We start from the raw sequence: 21,490 nt of genomic DNA, 5'->3' as shown, positions 1-21,490 counted from the left end.
AACCTACAGTACAATAAATACGTAAACTTTCCTAGATAAGTTTTTAAAGATTTTATGTAGGAGAATCGGTCTTTTACAGAAAAGTGATTAATCATAATTAAGCTCATTAGCTCTGGAAGTATACCAGTGTAACTGTGCAAACTTGGAATCAAATTTGTCTCTTCAAGATAGTGGGCATAAATAAACGTCATTATTAAGGTCTTCAGCTAATAGTTGTCGATAGTGAGTAGAGCTTAGAAGCAATTAACATCTACTGATAGTCTATAGGACTAGTATTTGATTTTTGAAATGCACGTAGTAGACTATCATGGCTTTAATAGTGCATTAGACGTAGACGTAGACGTAGGTTGGGTGGAGCGGAGCGCAACCCAACTGATTATCAGGATGTTGGGTTACGCAAAGCCTCCACCCAACCTACAATTTTTTTGCAACATTAAAGCCATGAGGGTCTACTACAAGACTACCGAGATTTTTTCAGAAATCAAATATGATTCCTATAGTCACGATCAGTGTTTAACTTTATTCATACCCACCTACTTGTTTTTTAGCTGTAAGTAGAACGTGCCAAATGTAACAAAAAAATTACAAAATTTATAAATTTTAATATACATATTTTAAAATAAATAATTTGTCCATAGAGAAATATTACAAAGAAGAGAATACTTCATACCTGATATTTTTAATTTACAAATGTTCGGTTGTTGATTCCGTAAAAAACTTGAAAAATATGAATAATTCCGGTGGATTCACCACACTACGTCCTCTAAGTTTGTTAAGACAGTTATCCAATTGCTCCGACAGTACTTGTTTGCAAGCATTGAGTAACTCAGTTTCTTGGTCGATTTACCTAGAACAGGGCAAAATAACCTATGCTACCCATTCAGCGGAACCTTTTGATCGATTAGAACGTCACCTGCGTCGCCTCAGCCACCAAATTCCACTGCTTACTAGCGAGGTTCGTGTTCAATTACGTCTGATGTTTGAACCTGACTCACACAGTCAATCAATCGAACATGATAATAATTCCAGAAGCTACCCTCTTGAGTATCAGGCTATATCCTGGCTTGTTAGTCAACGACATCTACATTCTACACAAGCAGCACTGCTGGTTCAAGAATTAGTTAAAGAGGTGATTGAATCATTTTTACTGATTAAAAAAGGTACTTATGAATTAACAGAACCACTGAAGAGAATGCCAAAAAATTGTCGGCTAGATACAGAAAAAATTCTCGAAGTTTGCCAAGAGCGATTAGAGAATTGGCAGGCTTTTGTTCCCCAAATTTCTTCTCCATATCAACGTCCATATCTGTTGATTAACAGCAAAATTGAGGAAAAAGATTTACCAACCCTCCAGCCATATTTAAATAATTGGATGAAGGGTTTTAGCCTGTGTCATCTGGCTGTAATTTGGAATCAAGATGAAATCCAAGTGGCTGGCAATTTATACCCTTACATTGTTAATGGTGCGATTATCTTGCATGAACCCGATCCACCATTTGATAAATTACCAAAAATATTTGAGGTGCAATGTCTACAACGGGCTACGCCTACGCTTTTCCCGAAATTGATTACAGAGTTAGTTGACACCAAAGAAAAACTAACTATCACTGTCAACTCTTACCCAGATATTTCTGAAGGGAATATCGCTCCTGTTCAGCGATTACTACAGATTGCTGTTCCTCCAAAAGCAAACTTTCAGGAACCAACAATATCAAATAATATAAATCTTGCTTCTCAAAGAGCAACGACTGCTACTGTAACAGCAGAAAAAGTCCACAAAATTGTTTCTGTAGATGATAGCCGCACAATTCTGAAAGCAATTAGCTATTTTTTAGAAAATGAAAATTTTTCTGTAGTGACTATCAACGATCCAGTCAAAGCCGCTATGTCAATTATCAGGCACAAACCGGACTTAATTTTGCTGGATTTAAACATGGTAGGAATCGATGGTTATGAGTTGTGTCGAATTATCCGAAATAATTTAATTTTTAAGAAGACTCCCATAATTTTTGTGACTGGGAATAAAGGAATTGTAGACAAAGTAAAAGCGAAATTGGTAGGGGCATCTGGATATCTTACCAAACCATTTACCCGCACCGAATTATTGAAAATAGTCTTCATGCATTTGACTTAAATTAACCGCAAAATCTAGCTGTCACGTCCAGGTTTTGCGGTCATTCAACAAAGGCTTAACAATTCAAAATTCAAAATTCAAACATTTTAGACATTTCAGGCGGGGATTTAGCGAGAAACGCGGTCTTGGGGCAAAGCCCCAAGTGGAGCGATTTCTCAAGACAAACCTCGACTGAAATGGGTGCTACATGTAGATTGCAGGTTCTTAAACCCTTTAATTTAGGATATGTGGCATACTCCTACACTGACTGCAAGCAGTGCAGTGTAATTGCTGTGCATAGGCGAGTAGCTCTGTTTAAAGTCCAGGGAATGCCCTACCGTAGACGATGAATTTCTTACCGATTATCCCAGAAAGAAGTGCAGAAATTGGGGCAAACTGCTGATTTAGCCACCCCAAATTTTCTCTAAGACTGCATTTGGTGAAACATCCGCCGTTTTTCCCGTGGGAGATTCAATGGCCAGGAATTTATCGTTTTTCGGCAACAACTTCGCTGGATCAGTGGGGCCAAATAGGGCGATGGTATAGGTTTGAACTGCAACACTTAGTTGTAGTGCCGCACTATCAGTAGACAACATCAAATTTGCCCCAGCAATTATGGCAGCTAACTTGCCAATATCATCTGGGGCTGTCACCTTGATATCTGGAGAAGACTCCAGAAGCGATCGCACAAACTGCTGATCGTCAGACCCCTTAATGACCACCACAGCCAGATCCGGCTGCTTTTGTTGGAAGTTTTCAATAATTTGCTGCCACTTTCCGACAGGGTAGATTTTATCCAGTTCTTTAGCCTGGGATAACTGGCCAGAATCGCCATTAATCAAGATATAGCCTGTTTCATGCACCCCTAAACGTTTTTGTTCCTTTTGCGCCCACTCAATATCTGGTTTTGGCACATTTACTGCTAACTCTGAGACAGGACTATTTATTTCCAATGGTTGCAGCAAATCGTGATATAATGCCGCCGCATACTGGGATGGTTTAAATGGCACGGCGTGGGTCAAAAAAACCGAACCTTGGCCTTTGTAGCCAATACGTATGGGAATTCCCGTCAACCAGAGTAAAAGACCCACCAACCAATTTTGCTTAACAGCAATGGCAACATCGTATTCGCGATCGCGAATTGTGCCTACCAAGTTACCCCAATCTGCCAGACTGTTACGGTCTTGAAAATCAAAGGTCAGCACCTCGTGAACGGACTTGCTCACTCGGTAGGCAGCCTTTGACCGGGGTTCAACAACGACATCTATCTGAGCGTTAGGGTAATGGCGCTTCAAGTCATCGAAAGTCGGAAAGAAGAGAATTTGGTCGCCAATTCCGCCAGGTACAAGGGCTACTACTCGCATAATATTTATTGACGCTTACTCGCTCCCTATTTTAGGGGAAAATATATAGCTTAAAGATTGAGGAATTCTGTGTATTTACTAATTCCAGCTGCGGGAATGGGAAAAAGAATGGGGAGTAACCGCAATAAACTCCTACTGCTGGTGCGATCGCAACCAATTATTGCTTGGACTCTATTAGCCGCAGAAGCCGCCACTACAATCAGTTGGATCGGGATTATTTCTCAACCTGCTGACTGGTCTGACTTCAAAGCAATTATCGCCGATCTGAAGCTGACTAAACCAGTGGAATTGATTCAAGGTGGTTCCACCCGCCAAGAATCTGTTTACAATGGCTTGCAGGCGCTACCAGTAGCCGCAGAACAAGTGTTGATTCATGACGGCGCCAGATGCTTGGCCACACCAGATTTATTTAACTCGTGTGCTGAAGCCATTGGCCACTGTGCCGGTTTAATTGCTGGTGTACCCGTCAAAGACACCATCAAAATTGTCGATGAACAAGGCATAATTCAAAGAACACCCGACAGACGACAACTATGGGCGGCACAAACTCCCCAAGGATTTGATGTCAAGTTATTGAAACAGTGCCATGCTGAAGGTGTCCGTCAAGGTTGGGAAGTAACTGACGACGCCGCTTTATTTGAAAAGTGCGGCATCGAAGTCCGAATTATTGAGGGAGAGGAGACAAATTTAAAAGTGACTACTCCCCAAGATTTGGCGATCGCCGAATTTATTCTCACGACTAGAGGCTTGTGAGGAGGATGAGGGAGATGAGGGGGATGAGGGAGATGGGGGAGATGAGGGAGATGGGGGAGATGGGGGAGCAGGGGGAGAGTTTCTGACAAATGACAAATGACAAATGACAAATGACTAATGACAAATGACAAATGCCCAATGATTAAATGATTACAGCCACAGCGACGAAGATAGAAGCAATTCTCTATTTAAAGGGTAAACCCTTGTCGCTCGGCGAAATCGCCGAGTATGCCGCGTGCGATCGCGCCACTGTCAAAGAAGGGATAATTGAACTAATGGACAACTATGCCCACCGAGATAGCGCCTTAGAGGTAATAGAAACCCCAGATGGTTATAGTTTGCAACTACGGTCTGACTTTCATGATTTGGTGCAAACGATGATACCAGTAGAATTGGGTGTAGGTGCATTGCGGACTTTGGCAGCGATCGCCCTTAATAGTCCCATACTCCAGAGCGACTTAATTAACCTGCGCGGTTCAGGAGTATATCAGCACGTTCCAGAACTCGTCGAACTTGGTTTCATCCGCAAGCGCCGAGATAGCGATTCTCGTTCCTACTCGCTCCAAGTAACGCCGAAATTTCATCAGTATTTCCAAATCGAACAACTCCCGCAAATATTTTCCACCAGCCAGAAGGAAGAACAATTAGAACTAGAGCTAGAACTAAAGGGAGTGGGGAGTGGGGAGTAGGGAGTGGGGGGATGAGGGAGATGAGGGAGATGAGGGGGATGAGGGGGATGAGGGGGATGAGGGGGATGAGGGGGATGAGGGGGGCAAAGAAGAAGAAATATTGATTATTCCCCACTCCCCACTCCCCACTCCCCACTCCCCTCCTCTTAAAGACTTATACCCGTGGTGAATGCGCTACTCTTGTACTATGGTTTAGAGTAGAGTTAGCAATTAAGCTAAATAAAACTGCCAATGGTGTTTAATCCTGATTTTTTGAATGACAACTCTGAGGAACACCCTAATCAACTTCTTTCCGACCACTCTGGGGAATATCCCAATCAGTTGCTCAAATATCTACAGCATCAGTCTCCTGATGTTTTAGCTAGGATTGCTCAGTCCGCCAGCCCCGAAATTAAGCAAATTATTTCGCAAAATGTCCAAGGGCTAGTGGGAATGCTTCCCGCAGAAAATTTCAACGTGCAAATCACAACAGATCGGGATAACTTAGCTGGGCTTCTAGCATCGGCCATGATGACGGGGTATTTTCTGCGCCAGATGGAACAAAGAATGCAGTTAGAGCATTTGTCTAATGGTCAATAATCAATAGTCAGTAGTCAAACATTCTGGGACTATTGACTATTGACTACTTCCTTTCAGGATAAGCTCCTAATTGCACTTTGAAGGTTTGAATTTTACCGCTGCGGTTGACTTCGATCGCTAATATATCCCCAACTTTGCTGAACTCTACTAACTTCTGTACTTGGGCTGAGGTTTTGACGAGTTTGCTGTTAACTTTTTGAATCACGTCTCCAGGAAGAAGTCCTACTTGCTTGGCTGGAGAATTGTCTGTAACTCCTCTAATGACAATCCCAGCTTCCTGCTGAATGTTCAGCTGATTTTCTTGATTAATTTGCTGTTTTCTGGTAGGAGAAAGGTCTGCCATTTCAATTCCTAAGAAGGGATGATCCACATGCCCTTTAGTAAAAAGTTCATTGGCGACGCGGGCGGCGGTTTCAATGGGGATGGCGAAACCAAGTCCTTGAGCATCAGCGCGGATGGCAGTGTTAATACCAATCACTTCGCCTTGGGCGTTTAACAAGGGACCACCAGAATTACCAGGGTTAATTGCGGCATCAGTTTGGATAAAGCTGACTCGCTTATCTGGGACACCAACTTGAGCGCTGGTGCGATCGGTAGCGCTGATGATGCCAATAGTGACAGTATTATCTAAACCGAGAGGATTGCCAATAGCGATCGCCCACTGTCCCGCTACCAAGTTTTGCGAATTGCCCAGCTTCGCAGTCGGTAAATGATTTGCTTTTATTTTCACGACTGCTACATCTGTCACAGTATCAACTCCTACCACCTTCCCCTCTAGACTCCGGCCATCCTTGAGGGTGACTTGTACTGTATCTGTATCTGCTACCACATGAGCGTTGGTGAGTAATTCTCCATCTTCGCTCAAAATAAATCCCGATCCTGTGCCGCGCTCAATGCGTTCTTGGGGAATTGGTTCCTCATCCTCTCCAAAGAATCGCCGCAAGAGGGGATTTTTCAAAGCGTCAGAGATTGGATTGGCAACTTTGCGGGTGGCATTAATTCGCACCACAGCCGGGCCAACTTTTTGCACTGCCGTCGCAATAAAATTCACATTATCGCCCCCACTAGCCCCAATTGCTGCATTAGGAGAATTCGGAACTACGGATTCTGGAGGCGAAGCCATTGTTACATTTTTTAACTGTTGGAACGAGGAATATTGTGGCAGGAGATAGCGACTGCCAAACAAACCTGCACCACCGCCAATCACCAATAAAAACACATAAACCGCCAGTTGCTTTAAGGATAACTTCATAATCATTTTGCTTAAGGACAGCAATGCAGTTGCTAATTTCTAAGTGTAGTCAAGCTAACGGCAAGTGGACAGATCAATTTACTAGAAATTGGGCATTGGGCATTGGGCATGGGGCACTTGTACTGAGCGTTGCCGTTGGCGCAGCCTCTCGTAGAGAAGTATGGGGCATTGGGCATTGGTTATTCTCCTTGTCTCCCTCATCTCCCTCATCTCCCTCATCTCCCTCATCTCCCCCACTCCCCACTCTTCCCATCTAAAATCTAAAGTTAATGCGCTCTTGACGTTTCTACATGACTTTACCCTTTCGTCAACTGTTTCTCTGTAGCTTAGTTAGCGCCTTGGGCCTAGTAAGCATACTGCCAAACACCAACAGCGCCAACGCTGCTGTCAGTGGTTGCCCAACTCCAGCCTTATCTCGCTTCCAACGCCATAAAGTTGTTCGTGGCGAAACTTTGGAGAGCATAGCGCAGCGCTACAATCTCATACCTACAACTATTATTGGCATGAATCCAGCTTTGCAGAACGGTGCGATCGCCACCGTTGGTAGCGTACTTCAAATTCCTCCCTACAATGGGGTTGTAGTCGAAGTGCCTCGCGGTGAAACTTGGCGACAAGTGGCGGCAAAATACAAAGTTCGTGCTGATAGCCTTTTTGAGGTAAATGGCTGCCAACAAGACCCCAGAATTGTGTTTGTTCCGGGGGTAAATTGGTCGCCGAATGGTGTTGTAACTAAGTCCCCTTTACCTACTAATACAAATACGCCAAACCGTGCATCCCTATCTGGATATCCCTTGGCACAAGTAGCAACCATCGGATTAGCTTACGGCTGGCAAATTAATCCGGCGACAGGTGAAGTTTTCTTCCATAGTGGTGTTGACTTATTAGCACCAGTTGGTACTGATGTGCTAGCGATCGCATCTGGAACCGTAGCCTTTGCCAACGATCAAGGTACTTATGGCAAGTTGGTCATTATTAACCACAGTGGCGGACTCCAAAGCCGTTATGCTCAACTTGAGAATATCAAAGTTACTGTCGGACAGCAAGTGAAAAAAGGAGACATATTGGGAACCGTAGGTACCAGTGGACAACCAAGTTCTAGTCAACCGCATCTCCATTTTGAAGTGCGTTCTAGCTCATCTCTGGGTTGGGTAGCGGAAGATCCAAAGGGTTATTTGAAGAAATGAGGGTTGTTTTGAAACGCAAAGAGGCGCAAAGGAACGCGGAGGAAATCTCTGTATTTCTCTGCGACACCTTTATGACTCTCTGCGTTAAAAAAAGGATGCTATATTTCAATACAGTTCAGTTAAGCATTTCTTCCTTCTCTTCCTTCTCTTCCTTTGCGTTCTTTGCGTCCTTTGCGGTTCGTTAAAAAAATTGAATTTGACAAAGAGTTAAGCCTTAATCCAAGCGTATTGTGCTATATTTTCGCTAGATTTTACGATGTGCATTCCTGCTTCTGCAAACCTTGTAAATGCTGCATCTGCCTGTTCTGTGTAGTCTACAACACCGGGAACAACAACAGGGGAAGTGCAATCTTCTAGCAGATAGATTTTTTGAGCAAGGGTAGCATCTACCTGTTTAATTTCTGTTAATAAATCGTCAATTGTCCAGGCGACGCAGTGACTTTTAGCTTGACCACCGATAATGACAACATCAAATTCTAAAAGTTGCTGAATCAAACGGGTGTTTTTTTGAGCAAGTGGACGTTTCTCAAAATCTTCTAACACCTCTGGACGTAAGATGGAATAATTTTCTGTTAAGGGATTTTCACCTTTGATTTCAAATTGTGTCTGACTCTGACGCGCAATGCAGTGGAAAAATATCGCTTCTTCTACCGATGAAACTAAAGCATGACCAATACCACCCAACATAGAATGATAAGGCCAAATAATGAGAGGATATTTACCGTCCTGACTTAGTTGCTTAACGTAATGGTAAGCGTGTTTTTCTAATAATTTGTAATCCCCATTAGTAACACTATCAGCAACTGCTGGGTTAACTTTCCAGATACCTTGTTCGATATCTCCAGCAGTGATACTAGTTGCTGCTGGGGTAGGATGTTCTCCGGCGGCGTTCACCCAAAAGATCGGATGGAAAATTTGCGTTGCTGTGTGGGTATCTAAAGTAGGTATAATTTTTGTAATTACTCCCAAGTTGCGATAGATAAAATCACACAATCTGACGTTATCATCCACCGCCGCAGTACCAGATTTTCCACCTACAAATAATTCAAATCCAGGAATGCAGAAGGTGTTTTGGACATCAATTAATAGTAAACAAATGCTGGTTTTATCTAAAGATGCAGGTTTGATATCGTGTTGTTTTGCCCAGATTTCAGCTTCGGCGGCACGTTCTTGGTAAGGTACGCGCCAGACTTCGCCGACTTTATCGGGGTTAAAGTGCAAAGGAATGGATAGTTGGGTTATTATTTGGGTGTTCATCTAAAATCTGTACTTATTTTCTAATTATTAGGCTTGCCTTAGTTAAAAATAATGCTAAATTTAGTAAACGTCATCGTGGGAACCTAAAGTTAGCAACAAAATTTCTTCCTCTGGTGATTCAGTATTTGTAACAAATTTAAATAAAATCCGATTCCGATAATCAATTGAACATGAGTATCTACCCGATGAATCACCTTTTAGCTTGTGACTACATAAACTGAGTTGAAAAGGGTCTTCAGCAATTTGTTGTAATACTTGCTCAATTTGAGAACGTAACTCAGGATTTTTCTTGGCTACACGCTTAAAAGCACGAACAAAAGTCGGACTCCAAACCAAATTTTTCACTCGTCCAACTCCGCCATCAAATCTGCAACTGAACCACGCCGGACATTACCTTGAGCATAATCACTCTCTGCTTGCGCGATTTCTTTTAATAAGTCATCTCGTCGTTGTTGTTTGAGGCGCTTTTGGATAATATCTACAAGAATAGCCTGAGCTTCTGGATCTAATGCTTCTACCGCTTCTATGGCTTTCTGGAATGTAGATGTTTTTTCTAGCATGGGCGTCAAAGAATTTGGTGATAAGTCTAATTTAGCTGTTGGTGTGTGTAATCTGTTTATTCAATAGTATATTTGTATTATGAAAACATAAATTTAGCGTTAGCAAAGCTTAACGAAGTTATCGCTTTTATGAACCGAGATGAATTACTCAAACGCTACGCCGCAGGTGAGAGAGACTTTTCAGGAGTTGACCTAAGTGGTGTCAACCTAGAAGGTGTTGAGTTGTATGGTGTCAACCTCAGCAAGGCGAATCTAAGTAATGTCGATTTATGCTGTGCTGACATCATTTGTAGCAACTTGCAAGAAGCTAACCTGAGTGGAGTAAACCTAAATCATACTCGAATTGATGGATGCAATTTAACAGGTGCTAACTTGAGAGGTATGGATGCATTTCAGTCATCTTTTGAAGATTCTAATTTAACTGGTGCTGATTTGAGTCAAGCTCTATTAAGAGAAATCGGTTTGCAGGGTGTAAATCTCAGTGATACTAACTGGGAAAAAGCAAATATTGATAGTTGGTTTGTAGTCGAATTTAAGTATTACTTGAAAAAAGTTTATCTTAAGCGTACTGTTTTATATGTTGACGATACCAATGAAATAAATAACTGTGAAGCAAATTTAACTGACGCTATTTACTATAATTCTCGTGGTTTTAAAGACACAGCAGCAAATGATCCGCCAGGTGTAATTCGCATATATCCCGGTGCTGACTTAAGTGGACTAGATTTTAGCGGTTGTAATCTCCGTGGTCTTGACTTGAAAGGTGTAAATCTGAGTGGCAGTAATTTAAGAGGTGCTAACTTAATAAACACAGACTTAAGGAATGCTAACCTCATAAATACAGACTTACGAGATACTTGTTTGAGATATAAAGACTTGCAGGGCGCTATCTTCTGCAACAGTATCATACCAGAAAAGAGAATTGAAGAAAATCAACTACATGAGGTTGAAGATTATGAATTGGTTGATGAATCTATATTAGAAATCGAGATGTTAAGTGATGACGAATTCACTGATTTTGATGATCAATAATTTATGCGTTTGAGGAACGAAACCCAACATTGGATTCATGTTCATGTTGGGTTTCACTGCCCTTCAAACGCCACTTTGCTCAAGTCGGGAAACCCGCCCACACAAGTGGCTCCCCAACCTACATTCATAGATTTTATTATAAGTAATCACCCGAACTTGATATTACAGGTATTGCAGGTTTGGTTATGAAATTTTTGTGGTTATAGTAGTATTTATAACTCAGTAATAAGGCGATCGCTTCGTTAAGCTTTCCTGTGCGATCGCTACTCAAACTACTCAGTTAAAAGGATTTTTAAGCAATATATCATTCAAAATGAGCAAAACCTCTGAATAGCTCATTATTTCTTCTGCTGTCTCATTCTCCATTTTTTTTCGACTTAATCGCCCAAAAAAGCTCTAGCTGTGGCAATCTGAGAGACAGAGACTTATCAAACCTGATATTTTAGCTACAGCAAATTTACCTGATAGGGTTATGCAAACTCTACCGACTCTTACAACTTCTAACACCACAGTAGATCAACCCACCTTTGATACAACTATCAAGCGGCGTAAAACCCGTCCTGTAAAGGTGGGAAATGTCACCATTGGCGGCGGCTACCCCGTTGTGGTGCAGTCAATGATTAACGAAGACACTCTTGATATTGATGGTTCCGTGGCTGGTATTCGTCGTCTGCACGAAATTGGCTGCGAAATTGTCCGCGTCACAGTGCCGAGTATGGCTCATGCTAAAGCTTTAGCAGAAATTAAACAAAAATTAATAAAAACTTACCAAGACGTGCCAATTGTGGCTGATGTCCATCACAATGGGCTAAAAATCGCTGTGGAAGTCGCCAAGCACATAGAAAAAGTGCGGATTAATCCGGGATTGTATGTGTTTGAAAAGCCAAACATCAATCGAACTGAGTATACTAAAACCGAATTTGACGAAATTGGCGATAAAATCCGCGAAACGCTAGAACCTCTAGTAGTTTCTTTGCGAGATCAAGGTAAATCGATGCGAATTGGGGTAAATCACGGTTCCCTCGCTGAAAGAATGCTATTTACCTATGGTGACACCCCCGAAGGCATGGTAGAATCTGCCATAGAATTCATTCGCATCTGTGAATCGTTGGATTTCCGCAACTTGGTAATTTCCATGAAAGCCTCACGAGTGCCAGTGATGCTAGCCGCCTATCGCCTGATAGCCAAGCGCATGGATGATCTAGGTATGGATTATCCGCTACATTTAGGCGTTACCGAAGCTGGTGATGGCGAATATGGGCGAATTAAATCCACGGCTGGTATTGCTACCTTACTTGCTGATGGCATTGGCGATACAATTCGCGTCTCACTTACAGAAGCACCAGAAAAAGAAATTCCCGTTTGTTACAGCATTCTCCAAGCTTTGGGATTGCGAAAAACGATGGTGGAATACGTCGCCTGTCCTTCCTGTGGACGCACTTTGTTTAACCTAGAGGAAGTGCTGCACAAAGTCCGGGATGCCACTAAACACTTAACAGGTCTTGATATAGCAGTTATGGGTTGCATTGTCAATGGGCCAGGAGAAATGGCGGATGCCGACTATGGTTATGTTGGCAAAACACCTGGTTACATTTCTTTGTATCGTGGCCGAGAGGAAATTAAAAAAGTCCTAGAAGATAAAGGTGTAGAGGAATTAATTAACCTGATTAAGGCAGATGGACGCTGGGTAGAACCATAAAGGGGCTAGGGGAGTGGGGGATGAGGGGGATGAGGGGGATGAGGGAGATGAGGGAGATGAGGGAGATGAGGAGAATAACCCAATGCCCAATGCCCAATGCCCAATGCCCATGCCCCATTCCCCAAATTCGCCAAATTGTCAAGTATTTTGTTTAAATTAGGGATACATATTCGGTCTGTACAGTGGTAGCCTGTGTTAGATTGAGCATACTGAAATATATATTTTCCCTCTGACCCAGTTGTCATTATGGTGATTACAAAAAGTAGGCTTGTTTTGGGTGCTACGGCAGTGACACTCTCCACGATCGCTGTTACTAGCCTTGGCATTCACTCGCGAGGTCAGGCTTTATTTAAAGCAAGTCCTAAAGAATTGGTAGATGAAGTTTGGCAAGTTATTCAGCGCCAATATGTAGACGGTACTTTTAATCAGGTAGATTGGCAGGCTGTTCGTAAGGAGTACTTGAGCAAGTCCTACAGTAATCCACAGGAAGCGTATAAGTCCATTCGGGAAATGCTCAAAAAGCTACAAGACCCATATACCCGGTTTATGGACCCAGAGGAATTTAAGAATATGCAAGTGGACACCTCTGGAGAACTAATAGGTATTGGGATCACGATTAGTCAGGATGAAAAAACGAAGCAACTGGTTGTAATTGCGCCAATCGAAGATACACCAGCATTTAAAGCTGGTGTTTTGGCGAAAGATGTCATCCTAAAAATCGACGGCAAAGATACTAAGGGGATGGATACCAATCAGGCAGTATCCTTGATTAGGGGTGAAGCAGGAACGCAAGTCAGCCTGACTATTGGGCGCGACGGTCAGACAAAAGAGTTTAACATCAAACGGGCGCGAATTGAAATTCATCCAGTTAAGTTTTCCCAGAAGCAAACTCCAGCAGGTAATCTTGGCTACATTCGCTTGAACCAGTTCAGCGCCAATGCTGGTAAAGAAATGCAAACTGCCATCAAAAATTTAGAAAGCAAAAAGGTAGCTGGATATATTCTGGATCTGCGTGGTAATCCCGGCGGCTTACTTTTCTCCAGTGTGGATATTGCCCGGATGTGGATAGATAAAGGTAAGATTGTCTCCACCGTTGAACGCCAAGGAGAGGCAGAAAAGGAAGAGGCAAACGGACGAGCCTTGACAAATAAACCGTTGGTGGTGCTGGTAGATAAAGGTTCAGCTAGTGCCAGTGAAATCCTCTCAGGGGCTTTGCAGGATAATAAGCGTGCTACTTTAGTTGGTACCCAAACCTTTGGTAAGGGACTGGTGCAATCGGTGCGTCCTCTGGAAGATGGTTCAGGATTGGCGGTGACAATTGCTCATTACTATACCCCTAGCGGTAGAGATATCAATCATAAAGGCATTGAGCCAGATGTGAAGGTGGATTTGACCAAAGCGCAGATGCAGGAGTTGTGGCTGCATGGACGTGACAAACTCGCTACCCTAGCAGACCCCCAATTCGCTAAAGCAGTGGAAGTCATAGGTAAACAAATTACTGCTAAGGGCACGCCCACAGCAGAAAAATGAAGAGTTAGGAGAGACGCGATTAATCGCGTCTGTACAGGAAGGAGTTAGGAATAAAAACCATCATTGTCAATTTCTAACTCTGCCGATTTTAGATTTTTCCTTCAATCCAAAATCCAAAATCTAAAATCCAAAATTGAATGACTCCTAACTTAAACTGGTTGGCACTTTCTGGCCCTAATAAGTCCGACACGCCGAGCGATCGCTTCTTCTTGCGAACTAAAAGGCCCCCACTGTTCTATAATCTCTAGATTATCGTCTTCAACTTTGTCGCTGGGGACTATTTCGCAATTGCCAGCAGAACGCTTGACAATATACCAAGTTTGTGAATCATTCATGCTTGAAATAAAAAAATTTGTTTTTTACAGTAAGAATTTTACAGCATACAGAAAATATTCTCGCGTGTATGCGAAGCCTACGGGGGGATGCGCCAACGCGTCAGATCTGATTTAGCTATAGACTACACTCACCAACCAGTTGCGTAGAGTCATAAATTTCCTATAGGAATCCTATCTGATTTCTAAACAGGATTTCAGATGAAACCGCGATCAAACAGGCTTTTGAGTCTAAGTATGTCTTCAAAAATCAAATCGGAGTCCTATATTTGCCCTTGGCTACCCACTGATAAATCTTAATCAAAATATAGAGTGTACTTAAATAAGTAGATGAATTCATATATATAATACATATATAATACTTTTGAAACTCAAGGGATTAATATGCGTTTACCTATGATTATCAGTGCCGGATTATTGCTATCTTTTGGTCTAAACCTACCAGTAATGTCCAAATCTCCCATAGAGATAGCACAACAGCCAGCGAGTAATAACTTGAATTTAAGCGGATTAAAATCTAATCGCCATTTGTGGTATCAGCAAAATATTTCCAACTATCGCTATACACTTAGCAATAGTTGCTTTTGTATACCCGAATCTAGGGGGCCAGTAGTAATTGAAGTACGTAATGGTAAAACAATTTCCATCACTTCTGTAGCTACAGGTAAACCAGCTAATCCAGAATTCTTTCAAAAGTATAAAACAATTCCTAAGCTGTTTAATGTGATTCAAGATGCTATCAACCGTAAAGCCTTCAGCCTGAATGTGCAGTACAGTCCTAAACTCGGCTACCCAACCCAAATTAATATCGATTACAACAGTCAGATAGCTGATGAAGAAAAATATCTCACAATTGAGAATTTTCAAAAAATTCAATAGCCGTTGCTGTAAGCAGAAATTTAGATATTAAGGAATAAGAATTAAATAATATAGAATTTATGTCCCTGGCTTACCTCACCCTCAATCCCTCTCCGATATATTGGAGAGGGAAGCTAGAGACAGGATGAAGTTTTCCATTTTATTTAATCTACGTTCCTAAGGCAAACTGTCCTTTGAATGACTTAATTATTAAATGTAGAGTGTCTGTAAGTCTACGCCAATTTGTAGTCAACTCAACGATGAGATGCGATCGCAAAAATTGGATATCAAAGCTTTCTCTGCTTGATGGGTTGAGCCGGATTACCTGCATAAATAGTCATTGGCTCTAGTGAGCTTCCAGTCACGCCACCTAAAGTCAGCACTGCTCCCCGACCAACTGTAACTCCTGGCCCAATTACCGACTTAGCAGCAATCCAACTACTCTCTTGAATATGGATTGGAGCATCAATCAATTTAAAATCGGGATGATTCCAATCATGATTTCCAGTGCAGAGATAGACCCCTTGAGATAGACAAACATGCCTTTCGATGGTGACAAGAGCAAGGTTATCTATCCACGTATCTTCTCCAATCCAAACAAAATCACCAATGTTTAATCGCCAGGGAAACTTTACCCGCACTCCAGGTTTAATGCGGACACCTTGACCGATTTTAGCTCCAAAACTGCGGAGTACCCAAATCTTAAAAGCTGAAAATGGTAGCCAATAACTTTCAACTAAGGGCGACCCAAGAAAATACCAAAAAAGTTGCTTCCAGTATGTTGTGCCTGGAGTATAGTTGCCAATAGTATATTGATCTAGACGCATATGGTAGGTAAGCAAGGTAGGTTAAATAAGAATTCAGAATTCAGAATTCAGAAGTCAGAAGTCAGAAGTCAGAAGTCAGAAGTCAGAAGTCAGAAGTCAGAATTCAATCAGCTAAAAGTTAGAGCGCCGGAAACCACCGCTCTAACTTTTCAAGATAGTGAGGGATTGATACCTACCACCAAGGACAAAGGTAGCGATCGCCTTGGCTGTGGGCATGTGAAAATCTGAAGTAATTAGAAATAGGTGTTGGATCTGCTGTTGCTAGAAAACCCTTACTAAGGTAGTATAAATTTGGTTCATTATTTAACTAAGTTTAGGGGTTTAAGTCCCCTGCATCAATTGCCAGAACGTTTTGGGTCGGGGTGTAAATCCCCGTCACAAAACTTACTTGCGACTTGCGACTTGCGACTTGCGACTTGTTTTAATTGGTGTTCTCATATAATCGAGAACCGCTATCATGATTCATCTGATGCAAAAATTGCTCAAACTATTGTCATATAAATTATCCTAAATTTTGCTCACACTAATGATTTTTTATCGCTTGTAAGAAATCCCGGATACCTGCTGAAACAGTAAATTCGCTAAGGCTTGATTCCCTGCCTCATTTGGGTGTATGCCATCTCGAAATAAGGGTTCCACTTTTTTGCTAGGCAACGTTGACCACTCGGACTCAGCGTCAATTAAAGGAACCTGTAAAAACTTTAACTGCTGAATAAATTCCAATTTATATTTAGGTGGATTGTTGGAGGGAACTAAGTTAGAAAGTTCAGGTACGAACAATACAAAAATAGGAATTTTTTGAATACGCACTAGCTGTACTGTGGTTTTTAGGATCTGCATATTCTGTTGGAACTGGCGATCAGGTTCAACTGATGAAGGAGTTAACGGAAAATCAGAAGGGACTGAGCCAATTTGAAAAATTTTTGATAACCTTGGCCAAGTATACCGAGTCCAAGCTTCTTGAATTGCCAACAGTGGAGGATGACTAGGAAAATTAGGGTCATTTCCTACAGGCGCGCTAGTACTTGTAGGTTGAGCTAAATCGTTGGTGCCAATTTCGAGAATGACAACATCACTATTAAAAGTACCAAATTCACGTAAATATCCTAAGTGGTTGCCAATTCCCCAGGAACCAGCAGAGGCATTAAGGACTTCTGCGGGATGTCTAGCAGCCAATAATTTAGACTTAAAAACCTCAGTAATTATTTGCTGTTGATCAGTAGGACTACCACCATTAAGAATGGAATCACCGATCATCAGAATTCTTAGTACTCCTTGGGGCTTTTGGGGATTAATTGGCTCTGAACGCTGGGAGTACTGGTTATATTCTATTCTTTTACCAAAGCGAAATAATTTTTGGTTTGCTTGAAAGCGATAACCTGTATAAGGATCTGCTTGACTTAATACGGGATTACCTAGTCCGAGCAGAAGTCTGAAAAAAATTTCGGTACTTATTATAGCAATTGTTATGTAAATGAGGGTTTTATATTTACGAAAAAATTTCTTCATTAATTTCTACGAACCTCGTTTTCATTCAATTTTTCATATTCAATCAAGCCTAATAATTTCGTAAATCTAGATTTTTGCACTTGAGTTTACAAGATATTCTGGTAAAACTTTTCTTTCAATAATCGTATGATAAACAGAGGTAAGATTTTGAGCGATCGCTTGCCAGGAATATTGCTGTTTAACAAGCTGTTTGCCATTCTCGCCTTGCTGTTGCCTCAGATTGGGAGATTTCAGTAATTGGGCGATCGCTTCTGCCAATGTTTCAAGTGTACCCTCAACAACCAACCCAGCTTGGGCAGCAGCAACTTCTGGAGAAATTTGAATTCCGGGAGTTATAATCACAGGCAATCCAGCTGCCATTGCCTCAGCGACGGCGATACCGAAATTCTCCGAAAAAGATGGTAAAATAAACATATCTGACCCTTGTAGCAGCAAGTCTTTCTCTTGCCCCATCACAAAACCAGCAAAGGAAATTTGATCTGAGATGCCAAGGGATATTGCCAAGTTTTTTAGCTGAGTTTCATATTCTGGTTCTCCTGAACCCGCTACGATTAGGTGAAAATCATAGTTTTGTTTTACAAGACGACTAAGTGCCTGTAGTAGTAAGTCTGGGCGTTTTTTGTAGTGAAGACGAGAAAGAAACAGTATTACGGGTGTTTCTGTAGAAATGCTGTAAATGTGTCGTAGTTTTTGTTTGGCATCGGGTAAAGGGTGAGGAATATTCACCCCAAGAGGTAAAGTGAGGACGGGTGTATTAACACCGAAATTACGGATATCTTCTGCTTCACCAGCAGATGTAGAATGAATAACAGCCGCACGATTCAGATTATGATGCTCAATCAGCCGACTATAAATCTGTTTCTTCAAACGACTTTGAGCTAGTGCCCAAGGTGACAATTGACCCATTGTGTGAACTAGATAGGGGATTCCTTGCCAACGAGCGATCGCCGCAGCACAAGTCGGAGCATAGGAAAAAAGATAGTGAGTTTCCACTAGGTTATAATTTCCCATATGTTGCCAAAGCCAAGGTGCTAACTCAGGAGAAAAGATATATTCTTTCATTCGGCTGGAAACACGGGGGAAAAACCAGATTGGCACTTCTTTATACTCGATACGCTGACGAAGAGGGACATCCAACAAAGTATTTCCATCATCGTTGGTGGTAACAATTTCAATATCTGACCCAAGCTGGCGCAGGGCTTTGACCAAGTTTATAACAACTTCAGTAGGTCCGCCCATAGCCAGACTAATGGAGGGTATGACTTGTAATATCTTCATCTATTTTTTAGGTTAATTTTTTTGGTCAACTTCACCAGGTAGTGGGTAAGTAGGTAAGTGGACAAGAATAAATCAAACGTTTTGAACAGAAAGATAGAGAATAAGTAGAACGGAAAGGGAGCTAAAAATACAATGTACTCTTTCACGGAACTGCTGCCTCAATTACTTCTAGATAAGCTTTAGCGACTGCTGATTTCTGATGGACTAAAAGGTGAGCATATGAATTGGCTCGGTAGTTAGCCAGTTGCTCAGGGTTTTTTAAGAGATTAAATAGAGTTTGCGTTAATGCTTGCACATCTCCATTAGGGAATGTCACACCACAGGAACCAATCGCATCTTTTAATCCCCCACCCTCTGAACCAACAACCACACAGCCACAAGCAATACCCTCTAGTGCTACTACTCCGAAAGGCTCATCATAAAGAGAAGGAATAACCATAATCTGATGTTCATTAAGAAGACGGACTAATTCCTCTCCGACTTTAGAGCCAACAAAAACGACCTGTTTATCAATCCCTAAATTTTTAGTTTTTAGCTGTAGTTTTGCCTTCTCTGGTCCATCCCCAATTATTGTTAATTGTGGACTTAATCCCCACTTTAGTAGATGTGCTAACGATTCCAGTAAGATATCAACTCCTTTCTCTGAAACCAGTCGCCCCAGAAAAACAATTTCTTGATTTTTTTCAGCTTCAGGAATTATACGGAATAAATGGTCACGATATGGATTCGGTATAACAGTGGAAGGACATTTTAAATGTTCTGCTATGGCTTCGCTAATTGAAATTGATACAGCGAACTGATTTATCCAATGCTTGATTTTGGCAATCCAATCATCAGCATTACCGCCAATTCCATTTACACTACCATCGATACTTCTGATCCAAACTTGATGGCGGATAATCCAAGGTTTCTTAAACAGTAATAATGGCCAAGCTCCCCTTAAATTAATGCCATTATGAAAATAAACATCACACCACCTGACAAGCTTGATTAGCTTGATCCAATGGGGGTTGCGAACTACTTCAAAAGGAAATAGTAAGCCATTTACATCGAGATTATTTCCCATAGTTTTGGTAACTACTATTACTTGATGTCCTATTTTGCTAAATTCACGAGCTAATATCTCTGCATTAGTTTCACTACCACCTAAGCTTGGATAAAAAAATCTCGATAATAACAGAATTTTCACGATATTTTATTCAGTTTTTGATCAAAAAAGAATTCAGGAGTCAGAATTAATCCTGAATTCTGACTTCTGAATTCTTCTTCAAGTAATAGACCCGTCCGGATAATTAGTTACCATTCCTACACTCATTGCACCCGACACGTCAGTTGCTTCTTTCTCCCAACGCGAGCCTCTAGATAAGGGGAAACGCTGCGCGAACAACGGGGGGAACCCCCACAACGGACTGGCTACCCTTAATCCCCTCCCTGCAAGCGGGGAGGGGAGACAAAGCACAGCTTTGGCTCTTTGGGGTTCTTCGGGAATGAAAGGTAATTTACGGAACATGAATTAACTCAGCCAGAGTTTGTTGGAACTGTTGAAATCCAAATCTGGCAATCACTTGCTTGCGTAAAATTTGAGGTTGATAGAGGATGGGGTGAGGATAAGTACCTTGTAAGATTTGAATCAGTGTTTGAGCGATCGCATTTACATCATCAGGATTCACCAAGACCCCTAATTCCCCATTACAGAGGGCATCAACTGCACCATCTTGATTCCCTGCTAAAGTTGGTTTACCGCAAGCTAGAGCTTCCAAATAGACAATTCCAAATCCCTCTCCTTTACTAGGCATGGCAAAAACATTGCAGAGATTGTAATAGTCACAGAGTTCTGAATCTGGTATAAATCCTGCTAATGTTACACAGTCGTGTAAGTTTAATTGAGAAATTAGTTGCTCAATTCGGGGGCGATCGCTTCCTTTGCCTACTAAAATGTAATGAGCATTGGGAATGGCTAGGCGAATCTGTGGCATTGCTAGTAAGATTTGGTCGTAGCCCTTGTAGCGTTCACTATTGTCTAATCGAGCTACGGTCAAAATGATCGGCTGTTCAACAGTTAAACTATGGCGTTCCAGTAAATAACTTGGTTTGGGACTGAGCTTAAACCGTTCCGCATCAAAAGTCACTGGTAAAAGCTCAATCTTATCTGGAGATAAATTCTGCTCCTTAATTAGGCGATCGCGGGTATAGCTACTAATTGAAATTATTTTTTCAGCAGCATATAATGCTTTGATTTTCCATATATTTTTAATTTCCCAAGCATCAATACCATAAACAATAATTCCATAAGGAATACCCGTAACACGATGAATCAAAAATGCTACAGGAGCAAAATTGATATGCCCACATAAAATAAATTTTGGACGATTAATTAATGATTCTGTAATTATTTTAAAAGTAAAGTGTGCTGTTTTAAAAAAAACCGGAAAATGACCACTAAAAGTAAATGAGTAATTTTTTGAATTGAATTTATCTACAGGTTTATTTCTGTCAAGCTTATCTAAAATACATACAGATAAGTTGGGTAGTGCTTCTTGTATAGCCTGTAGAATATCCTGGAGATAAACCTGAATACCACCCTTAAATTCAAACAGGTTGGGAAACCAAAGATGCAGAGAGTCTGGCGTTGCAGATTTTGGTTTTTCAACCTTGATTATTTGCATATTTATAT

General features: G+C 41.5%; 24 protein-coding genes and 1 pseudogene. 10 read left to right on the top strand and 15 right to left on the bottom strand.

Going from position 1 to position 21,490, the window contains the following annotated elements; translation table 11 throughout:
- The first annotated feature begins 727 nt into the window (after window positions 1-727).
- A complete protein-coding gene (locus tag V7K27_RS20675) occupies window positions 728-2,134 on the top strand; it encodes a response regulator (protein WP_334949956.1) in 1,407 nt (468 codons plus the stop codon).
- A 383-nt stretch (window positions 2,135-2,517) separates the two neighbouring features.
- On the opposite strand, the gene V7K27_RS20670 is transcribed toward V7K27_RS20675, so the two are convergent.
- Entirely contained in the window at window positions 2,518-3,477 is a 960-nt protein-coding gene (locus V7K27_RS20670) for a glycosyltransferase family 9 protein (RefSeq protein WP_334949955.1), read from the bottom strand.
- Window positions 3,478-3,546: 69 nt separating this feature from the next.
- Here V7K27_RS20670 and ispD point away from each other — a divergent pair, with 69 nt between their 5' ends.
- Entirely contained in the window at window positions 3,547-4,230 is a 684-nt protein-coding gene (gene ispD / locus V7K27_RS20665) for a 2-C-methyl-D-erythritol 4-phosphate cytidylyltransferase (protein WP_334949954.1), read from the top strand.
- Here the strand turns inward: ispD and V7K27_RS20660 are convergent.
- Window positions 4,165-4,326: a hypothetical protein gene (locus V7K27_RS20660; protein ID WP_334949953.1), complete on the bottom strand. Its 162-nt coding sequence runs from the start codon at window positions 4,324-4,326 to the stop codon at window positions 4,165-4,167. The genes ispD and V7K27_RS20660 overlap by 66 nt on opposite strands.
- A gap of 50 nt (window positions 4,327-4,376) precedes the next feature.
- Between V7K27_RS20660 and scpB the strand changes: the two genes are divergently transcribed.
- A complete protein-coding gene (scpB, locus tag V7K27_RS20655) occupies window positions 4,377-4,919 on the top strand; it encodes an SMC-Scp complex subunit ScpB (RefSeq protein WP_334949952.1) in 543 nt (180 codons plus the stop codon).
- On the opposite strand, the gene V7K27_RS20650 is transcribed toward scpB, so the two are convergent.
- A complete protein-coding gene (locus V7K27_RS20650; protein ID WP_334949951.1) occupies window positions 4,893-5,048 on the bottom strand; it encodes a hypothetical protein in 156 nt (51 codons plus the stop codon). The genes scpB and V7K27_RS20650 overlap by 27 nt on opposite strands.
- Before the next feature lie 102 nt (window positions 5,049-5,150).
- On the opposite strand from V7K27_RS20650, the gene V7K27_RS20645 reads away from it, so the two are divergent.
- Window positions 5,151-5,498 (top strand): DUF760 domain-containing protein, encoded by a 348-nt coding sequence (locus V7K27_RS20645; protein WP_334949950.1) that lies wholly within the window; start codon window positions 5,151-5,153, stop codon window positions 5,496-5,498.
- A 43-nt stretch (window positions 5,499-5,541) separates the two neighbouring features.
- On the opposite strand, the gene V7K27_RS20640 is transcribed toward V7K27_RS20645, so the two are convergent.
- Window positions 5,542-6,750, bottom strand: coding sequence for an HhoA/HhoB/HtrA family serine endopeptidase (locus V7K27_RS20640; protein WP_334949949.1), 1,209 nt, complete (start codon window positions 6,748-6,750; stop codon window positions 5,542-5,544).
- Window positions 6,751-6,773: 23 nt separating this feature from the next.
- On the opposite strand from V7K27_RS20640, the gene V7K27_RS20635 reads away from it, so the two are divergent.
- Both V7K27_RS20635 and V7K27_RS20630 read left to right on the top strand, forming a co-directional pair.
- Complete coding sequence (locus V7K27_RS20635) at window positions 6,774-7,007, top strand: hypothetical protein (RefSeq protein ID WP_334949948.1); 234 nt, start codon at window positions 6,774-6,776, stop codon at window positions 7,005-7,007.
- 33 nt (window positions 7,008-7,040) lie between these two features.
- Complete coding sequence (locus tag V7K27_RS20630; RefSeq protein ID WP_334949947.1) at window positions 7,041-7,934, top strand: LysM peptidoglycan-binding domain-containing M23 family metallopeptidase; 894 nt, start codon at window positions 7,041-7,043, stop codon at window positions 7,932-7,934.
- A 207-nt stretch (window positions 7,935-8,141) separates the two neighbouring features.
- Here the strand turns inward: V7K27_RS20630 and V7K27_RS20625 are convergent, their stop codons facing one another.
- The 3 genes from V7K27_RS20625 to V7K27_RS20615 are packed head-to-tail and all read right to left on the bottom strand — an operon-like array spanning window position 8,142 to window position 9,751.
- On the bottom strand, window positions 8,142-9,191 hold the full coding sequence (locus tag V7K27_RS20625; protein ID WP_334949946.1) for an isochorismatase: 1,050 nt from the start codon (window positions 9,189-9,191) through the stop codon (window positions 8,142-8,144).
- A 60-nt stretch (window positions 9,192-9,251) separates the two neighbouring features.
- Entirely contained in the window at window positions 9,252-9,536 is a 285-nt protein-coding gene (locus V7K27_RS20620) for a type II toxin-antitoxin system RelE/ParE family toxin (protein WP_334949945.1), read from the bottom strand.
- Entirely contained in the window at window positions 9,533-9,751 is a 219-nt protein-coding gene (locus V7K27_RS20615; protein WP_118163017.1) for a hypothetical protein, read from the bottom strand. Before V7K27_RS20615 ends, V7K27_RS20620 begins: the two co-directional genes overlap by 4 nt.
- A 129-nt stretch (window positions 9,752-9,880) precedes the next feature.
- Here V7K27_RS20615 and V7K27_RS20610 point away from each other — a divergent pair, with 129 nt between their 5' ends.
- Window positions 9,881-10,783 carry a pentapeptide repeat-containing protein gene (locus V7K27_RS20610; RefSeq protein WP_334949944.1) on the top strand — a complete coding sequence of 301 codons (903 nt, stop codon included), beginning with the start codon at window positions 9,881-9,883 and terminating at the stop codon, window positions 10,781-10,783.
- A gap of 472 nt (window positions 10,784-11,255) precedes the next feature.
- Window positions 11,256-12,482: a (E)-4-hydroxy-3-methylbut-2-enyl-diphosphate synthase gene (gene ispG, locus V7K27_RS20605; RefSeq protein ID WP_292827435.1), complete on the top strand. Its 1,227-nt coding sequence runs from the start codon at window positions 11,256-11,258 to the stop codon at window positions 12,480-12,482.
- On the opposite strand, the gene V7K27_RS20600 is transcribed toward ispG, so the two are convergent.
- Entirely contained in the window at window positions 12,438-12,593 is a 156-nt protein-coding gene (locus V7K27_RS20600) for a hypothetical protein (protein WP_334949943.1), read from the bottom strand. The genes ispG and V7K27_RS20600 overlap by 45 nt on opposite strands.
- Before the next feature lie 135 nt (window positions 12,594-12,728).
- Here V7K27_RS20600 and ctpC point away from each other — a divergent pair, with 135 nt between their 5' ends.
- Window positions 12,729-14,012 (top strand): carboxyl-terminal processing protease CtpC, encoded by a 1,284-nt coding sequence (ctpC, locus tag V7K27_RS20595; RefSeq protein ID WP_334949942.1) that lies wholly within the window; start codon window positions 12,729-12,731, stop codon window positions 14,010-14,012.
- Between the two features lie 149 nt (window positions 14,013-14,161).
- On the opposite strand, the gene V7K27_RS20590 is transcribed toward ctpC, so the two are convergent.
- On the bottom strand, window positions 14,162-14,347 hold the full coding sequence (locus tag V7K27_RS20590) for a DDE transposase family protein (RefSeq protein ID WP_334949941.1): 186 nt from the start codon (window positions 14,345-14,347) through the stop codon (window positions 14,162-14,164).
- Between the two features lie 381 nt (window positions 14,348-14,728).
- Between V7K27_RS20590 and V7K27_RS20585 the strand changes: the two genes are divergently transcribed.
- The gene (locus V7K27_RS20585; RefSeq protein WP_334949940.1) at window positions 14,729-15,223 is read left to right on the top strand and encodes a DUF6174 domain-containing protein; all 495 of its coding nucleotides are present in this window, start codon (window positions 14,729-14,731) and stop codon (window positions 15,221-15,223) included.
- A gap of 266 nt (window positions 15,224-15,489) precedes the next feature.
- Here the strand turns inward: V7K27_RS20585 and V7K27_RS20580 are convergent, their stop codons facing one another.
- From V7K27_RS20580 to V7K27_RS20550, 6 genes and pseudogenes are all read right to left on the bottom strand, one after another.
- Window positions 15,490-16,029, bottom strand: a complete 540-nt coding sequence (locus tag V7K27_RS20580; protein ID WP_334949939.1) for a WcaF family extracellular polysaccharide biosynthesis acetyltransferase — start codon at window positions 16,027-16,029, stop codon at window positions 15,490-15,492.
- A 171-nt stretch (window positions 16,030-16,200) separates the two neighbouring features.
- A pseudogene (locus V7K27_RS20570) lies at window positions 16,201-16,290 on the bottom strand (YdcF family protein); the annotation flags it as partial.
- 273 nt (window positions 16,291-16,563) lie between these two features.
- Complete coding sequence (locus V7K27_RS20565) at window positions 16,564-17,538, bottom strand: SGNH/GDSL hydrolase family protein (RefSeq protein WP_334949938.1); 975 nt, start codon at window positions 17,536-17,538, stop codon at window positions 16,564-16,566.
- Between the two features lie 66 nt (window positions 17,539-17,604).
- Complete coding sequence (locus V7K27_RS20560; RefSeq protein WP_334949937.1) at window positions 17,605-18,816, bottom strand: glycosyltransferase; 1,212 nt, start codon at window positions 18,814-18,816, stop codon at window positions 17,605-17,607.
- A 142-nt stretch (window positions 18,817-18,958) separates the two neighbouring features.
- Entirely contained in the window at window positions 18,959-20,005 is a 1,047-nt protein-coding gene (locus tag V7K27_RS20555; RefSeq protein ID WP_334949936.1) for a glycosyltransferase family 4 protein, read from the bottom strand.
- A 310-nt stretch (window positions 20,006-20,315) separates the two neighbouring features.
- Window positions 20,316-21,482: a glycosyltransferase gene (locus V7K27_RS20550; protein ID WP_334949935.1), complete on the bottom strand. Its 1,167-nt coding sequence runs from the start codon at window positions 21,480-21,482 to the stop codon at window positions 20,316-20,318.
- Window positions 21,483-21,490: the final 8 nt, after the last annotated feature.

The sequence above is a fragment of the Nostoc sp. genome, assembly GCF_036919575.1.
Taxonomy (GTDB): Bacteria; Cyanobacteriota; Cyanobacteriia; order Cyanobacteriales; family Nostocaceae; genus Nostoc.
This window is presented reverse-complemented; position numbering and strand designations above follow the sequence as displayed.

Coding starts and splice junctions, on each gene's coding strand:
- V7K27_RS20610 (WP_334949944.1), top strand. CDS start 9,881: ATGAACCGAGATGAATTACTCAAACGCTACGCCGCAGGTGAGAGAGAC.
- V7K27_RS20670 (WP_334949955.1), bottom strand. CDS start 3,477: ATGCGAGTAGTAGCCCTTGTACCTGGCGGAATTGGCGACCAAATTCTC.
- ispG (WP_292827435.1), top strand. CDS start 11,256: ATGCAAACTCTACCGACTCTTACAACTTCTAACACCACAGTAGATCAA.
- V7K27_RS20635 (WP_334949948.1), top strand. CDS start 6,774: ATGCAGTTGCTAATTTCTAAGTGTAGTCAAGCTAACGGCAAGTGGACA.
- ctpC (WP_334949942.1), top strand. CDS start 12,729: ATGGTGATTACAAAAAGTAGGCTTGTTTTGGGTGCTACGGCAGTGACA.
- V7K27_RS20590 (WP_334949941.1), bottom strand. CDS start 14,347: ATGAATGATTCACAAACTTGGTATATTGTCAAGCGTTCTGCTGGCAAT.
- V7K27_RS20625 (WP_334949946.1), bottom strand. CDS start 9,191: ATGAACACCCAAATAATAACCCAACTATCCATTCCTTTGCACTTTAAC.
- V7K27_RS20565 (WP_334949938.1), bottom strand. CDS start 17,538: ATGAAGAAATTTTTTCGTAAATATAAAACCCTCATTTACATAACAATT.
- V7K27_RS20580 (WP_334949939.1), bottom strand. CDS start 16,029: ATGCGTCTAGATCAATATACTATTGGCAACTATACTCCAGGCACAACA.
- V7K27_RS20615 (WP_118163017.1), bottom strand. CDS start 9,751: ATGCTAGAAAAAACATCTACATTCCAGAAAGCCATAGAAGCGGTAGAA.
- V7K27_RS20560 (WP_334949937.1), bottom strand. CDS start 18,816: ATGAAGATATTACAAGTCATACCCTCCATTAGTCTGGCTATGGGCGGA.
- V7K27_RS20640 (WP_334949949.1), bottom strand. CDS start 6,750: ATGAAGTTATCCTTAAAGCAACTGGCGGTTTATGTGTTTTTATTGGTG.
- V7K27_RS20675 (WP_334949956.1), top strand. CDS start 728: ATGAATAATTCCGGTGGATTCACCACACTACGTCCTCTAAGTTTGTTA.
- scpB (WP_334949952.1), top strand. CDS start 4,377: ATGATTACAGCCACAGCGACGAAGATAGAAGCAATTCTCTATTTAAAG.
- V7K27_RS20645 (WP_334949950.1), top strand. CDS start 5,151: ATGGTGTTTAATCCTGATTTTTTGAATGACAACTCTGAGGAACACCCT.
- V7K27_RS20600 (WP_334949943.1), bottom strand. CDS start 12,593: ATGGGCATTGGGCATTGGGCATTGGGCATTGGGTTATTCTCCTCATCT.
- V7K27_RS20585 (WP_334949940.1), top strand. CDS start 14,729: ATGCGTTTACCTATGATTATCAGTGCCGGATTATTGCTATCTTTTGGT.
- V7K27_RS20630 (WP_334949947.1), top strand. CDS start 7,041: ATGACTTTACCCTTTCGTCAACTGTTTCTCTGTAGCTTAGTTAGCGCC.
- V7K27_RS20550 (WP_334949935.1), bottom strand. CDS start 21,482: ATGCAAATAATCAAGGTTGAAAAACCAAAATCTGCAACGCCAGACTCT.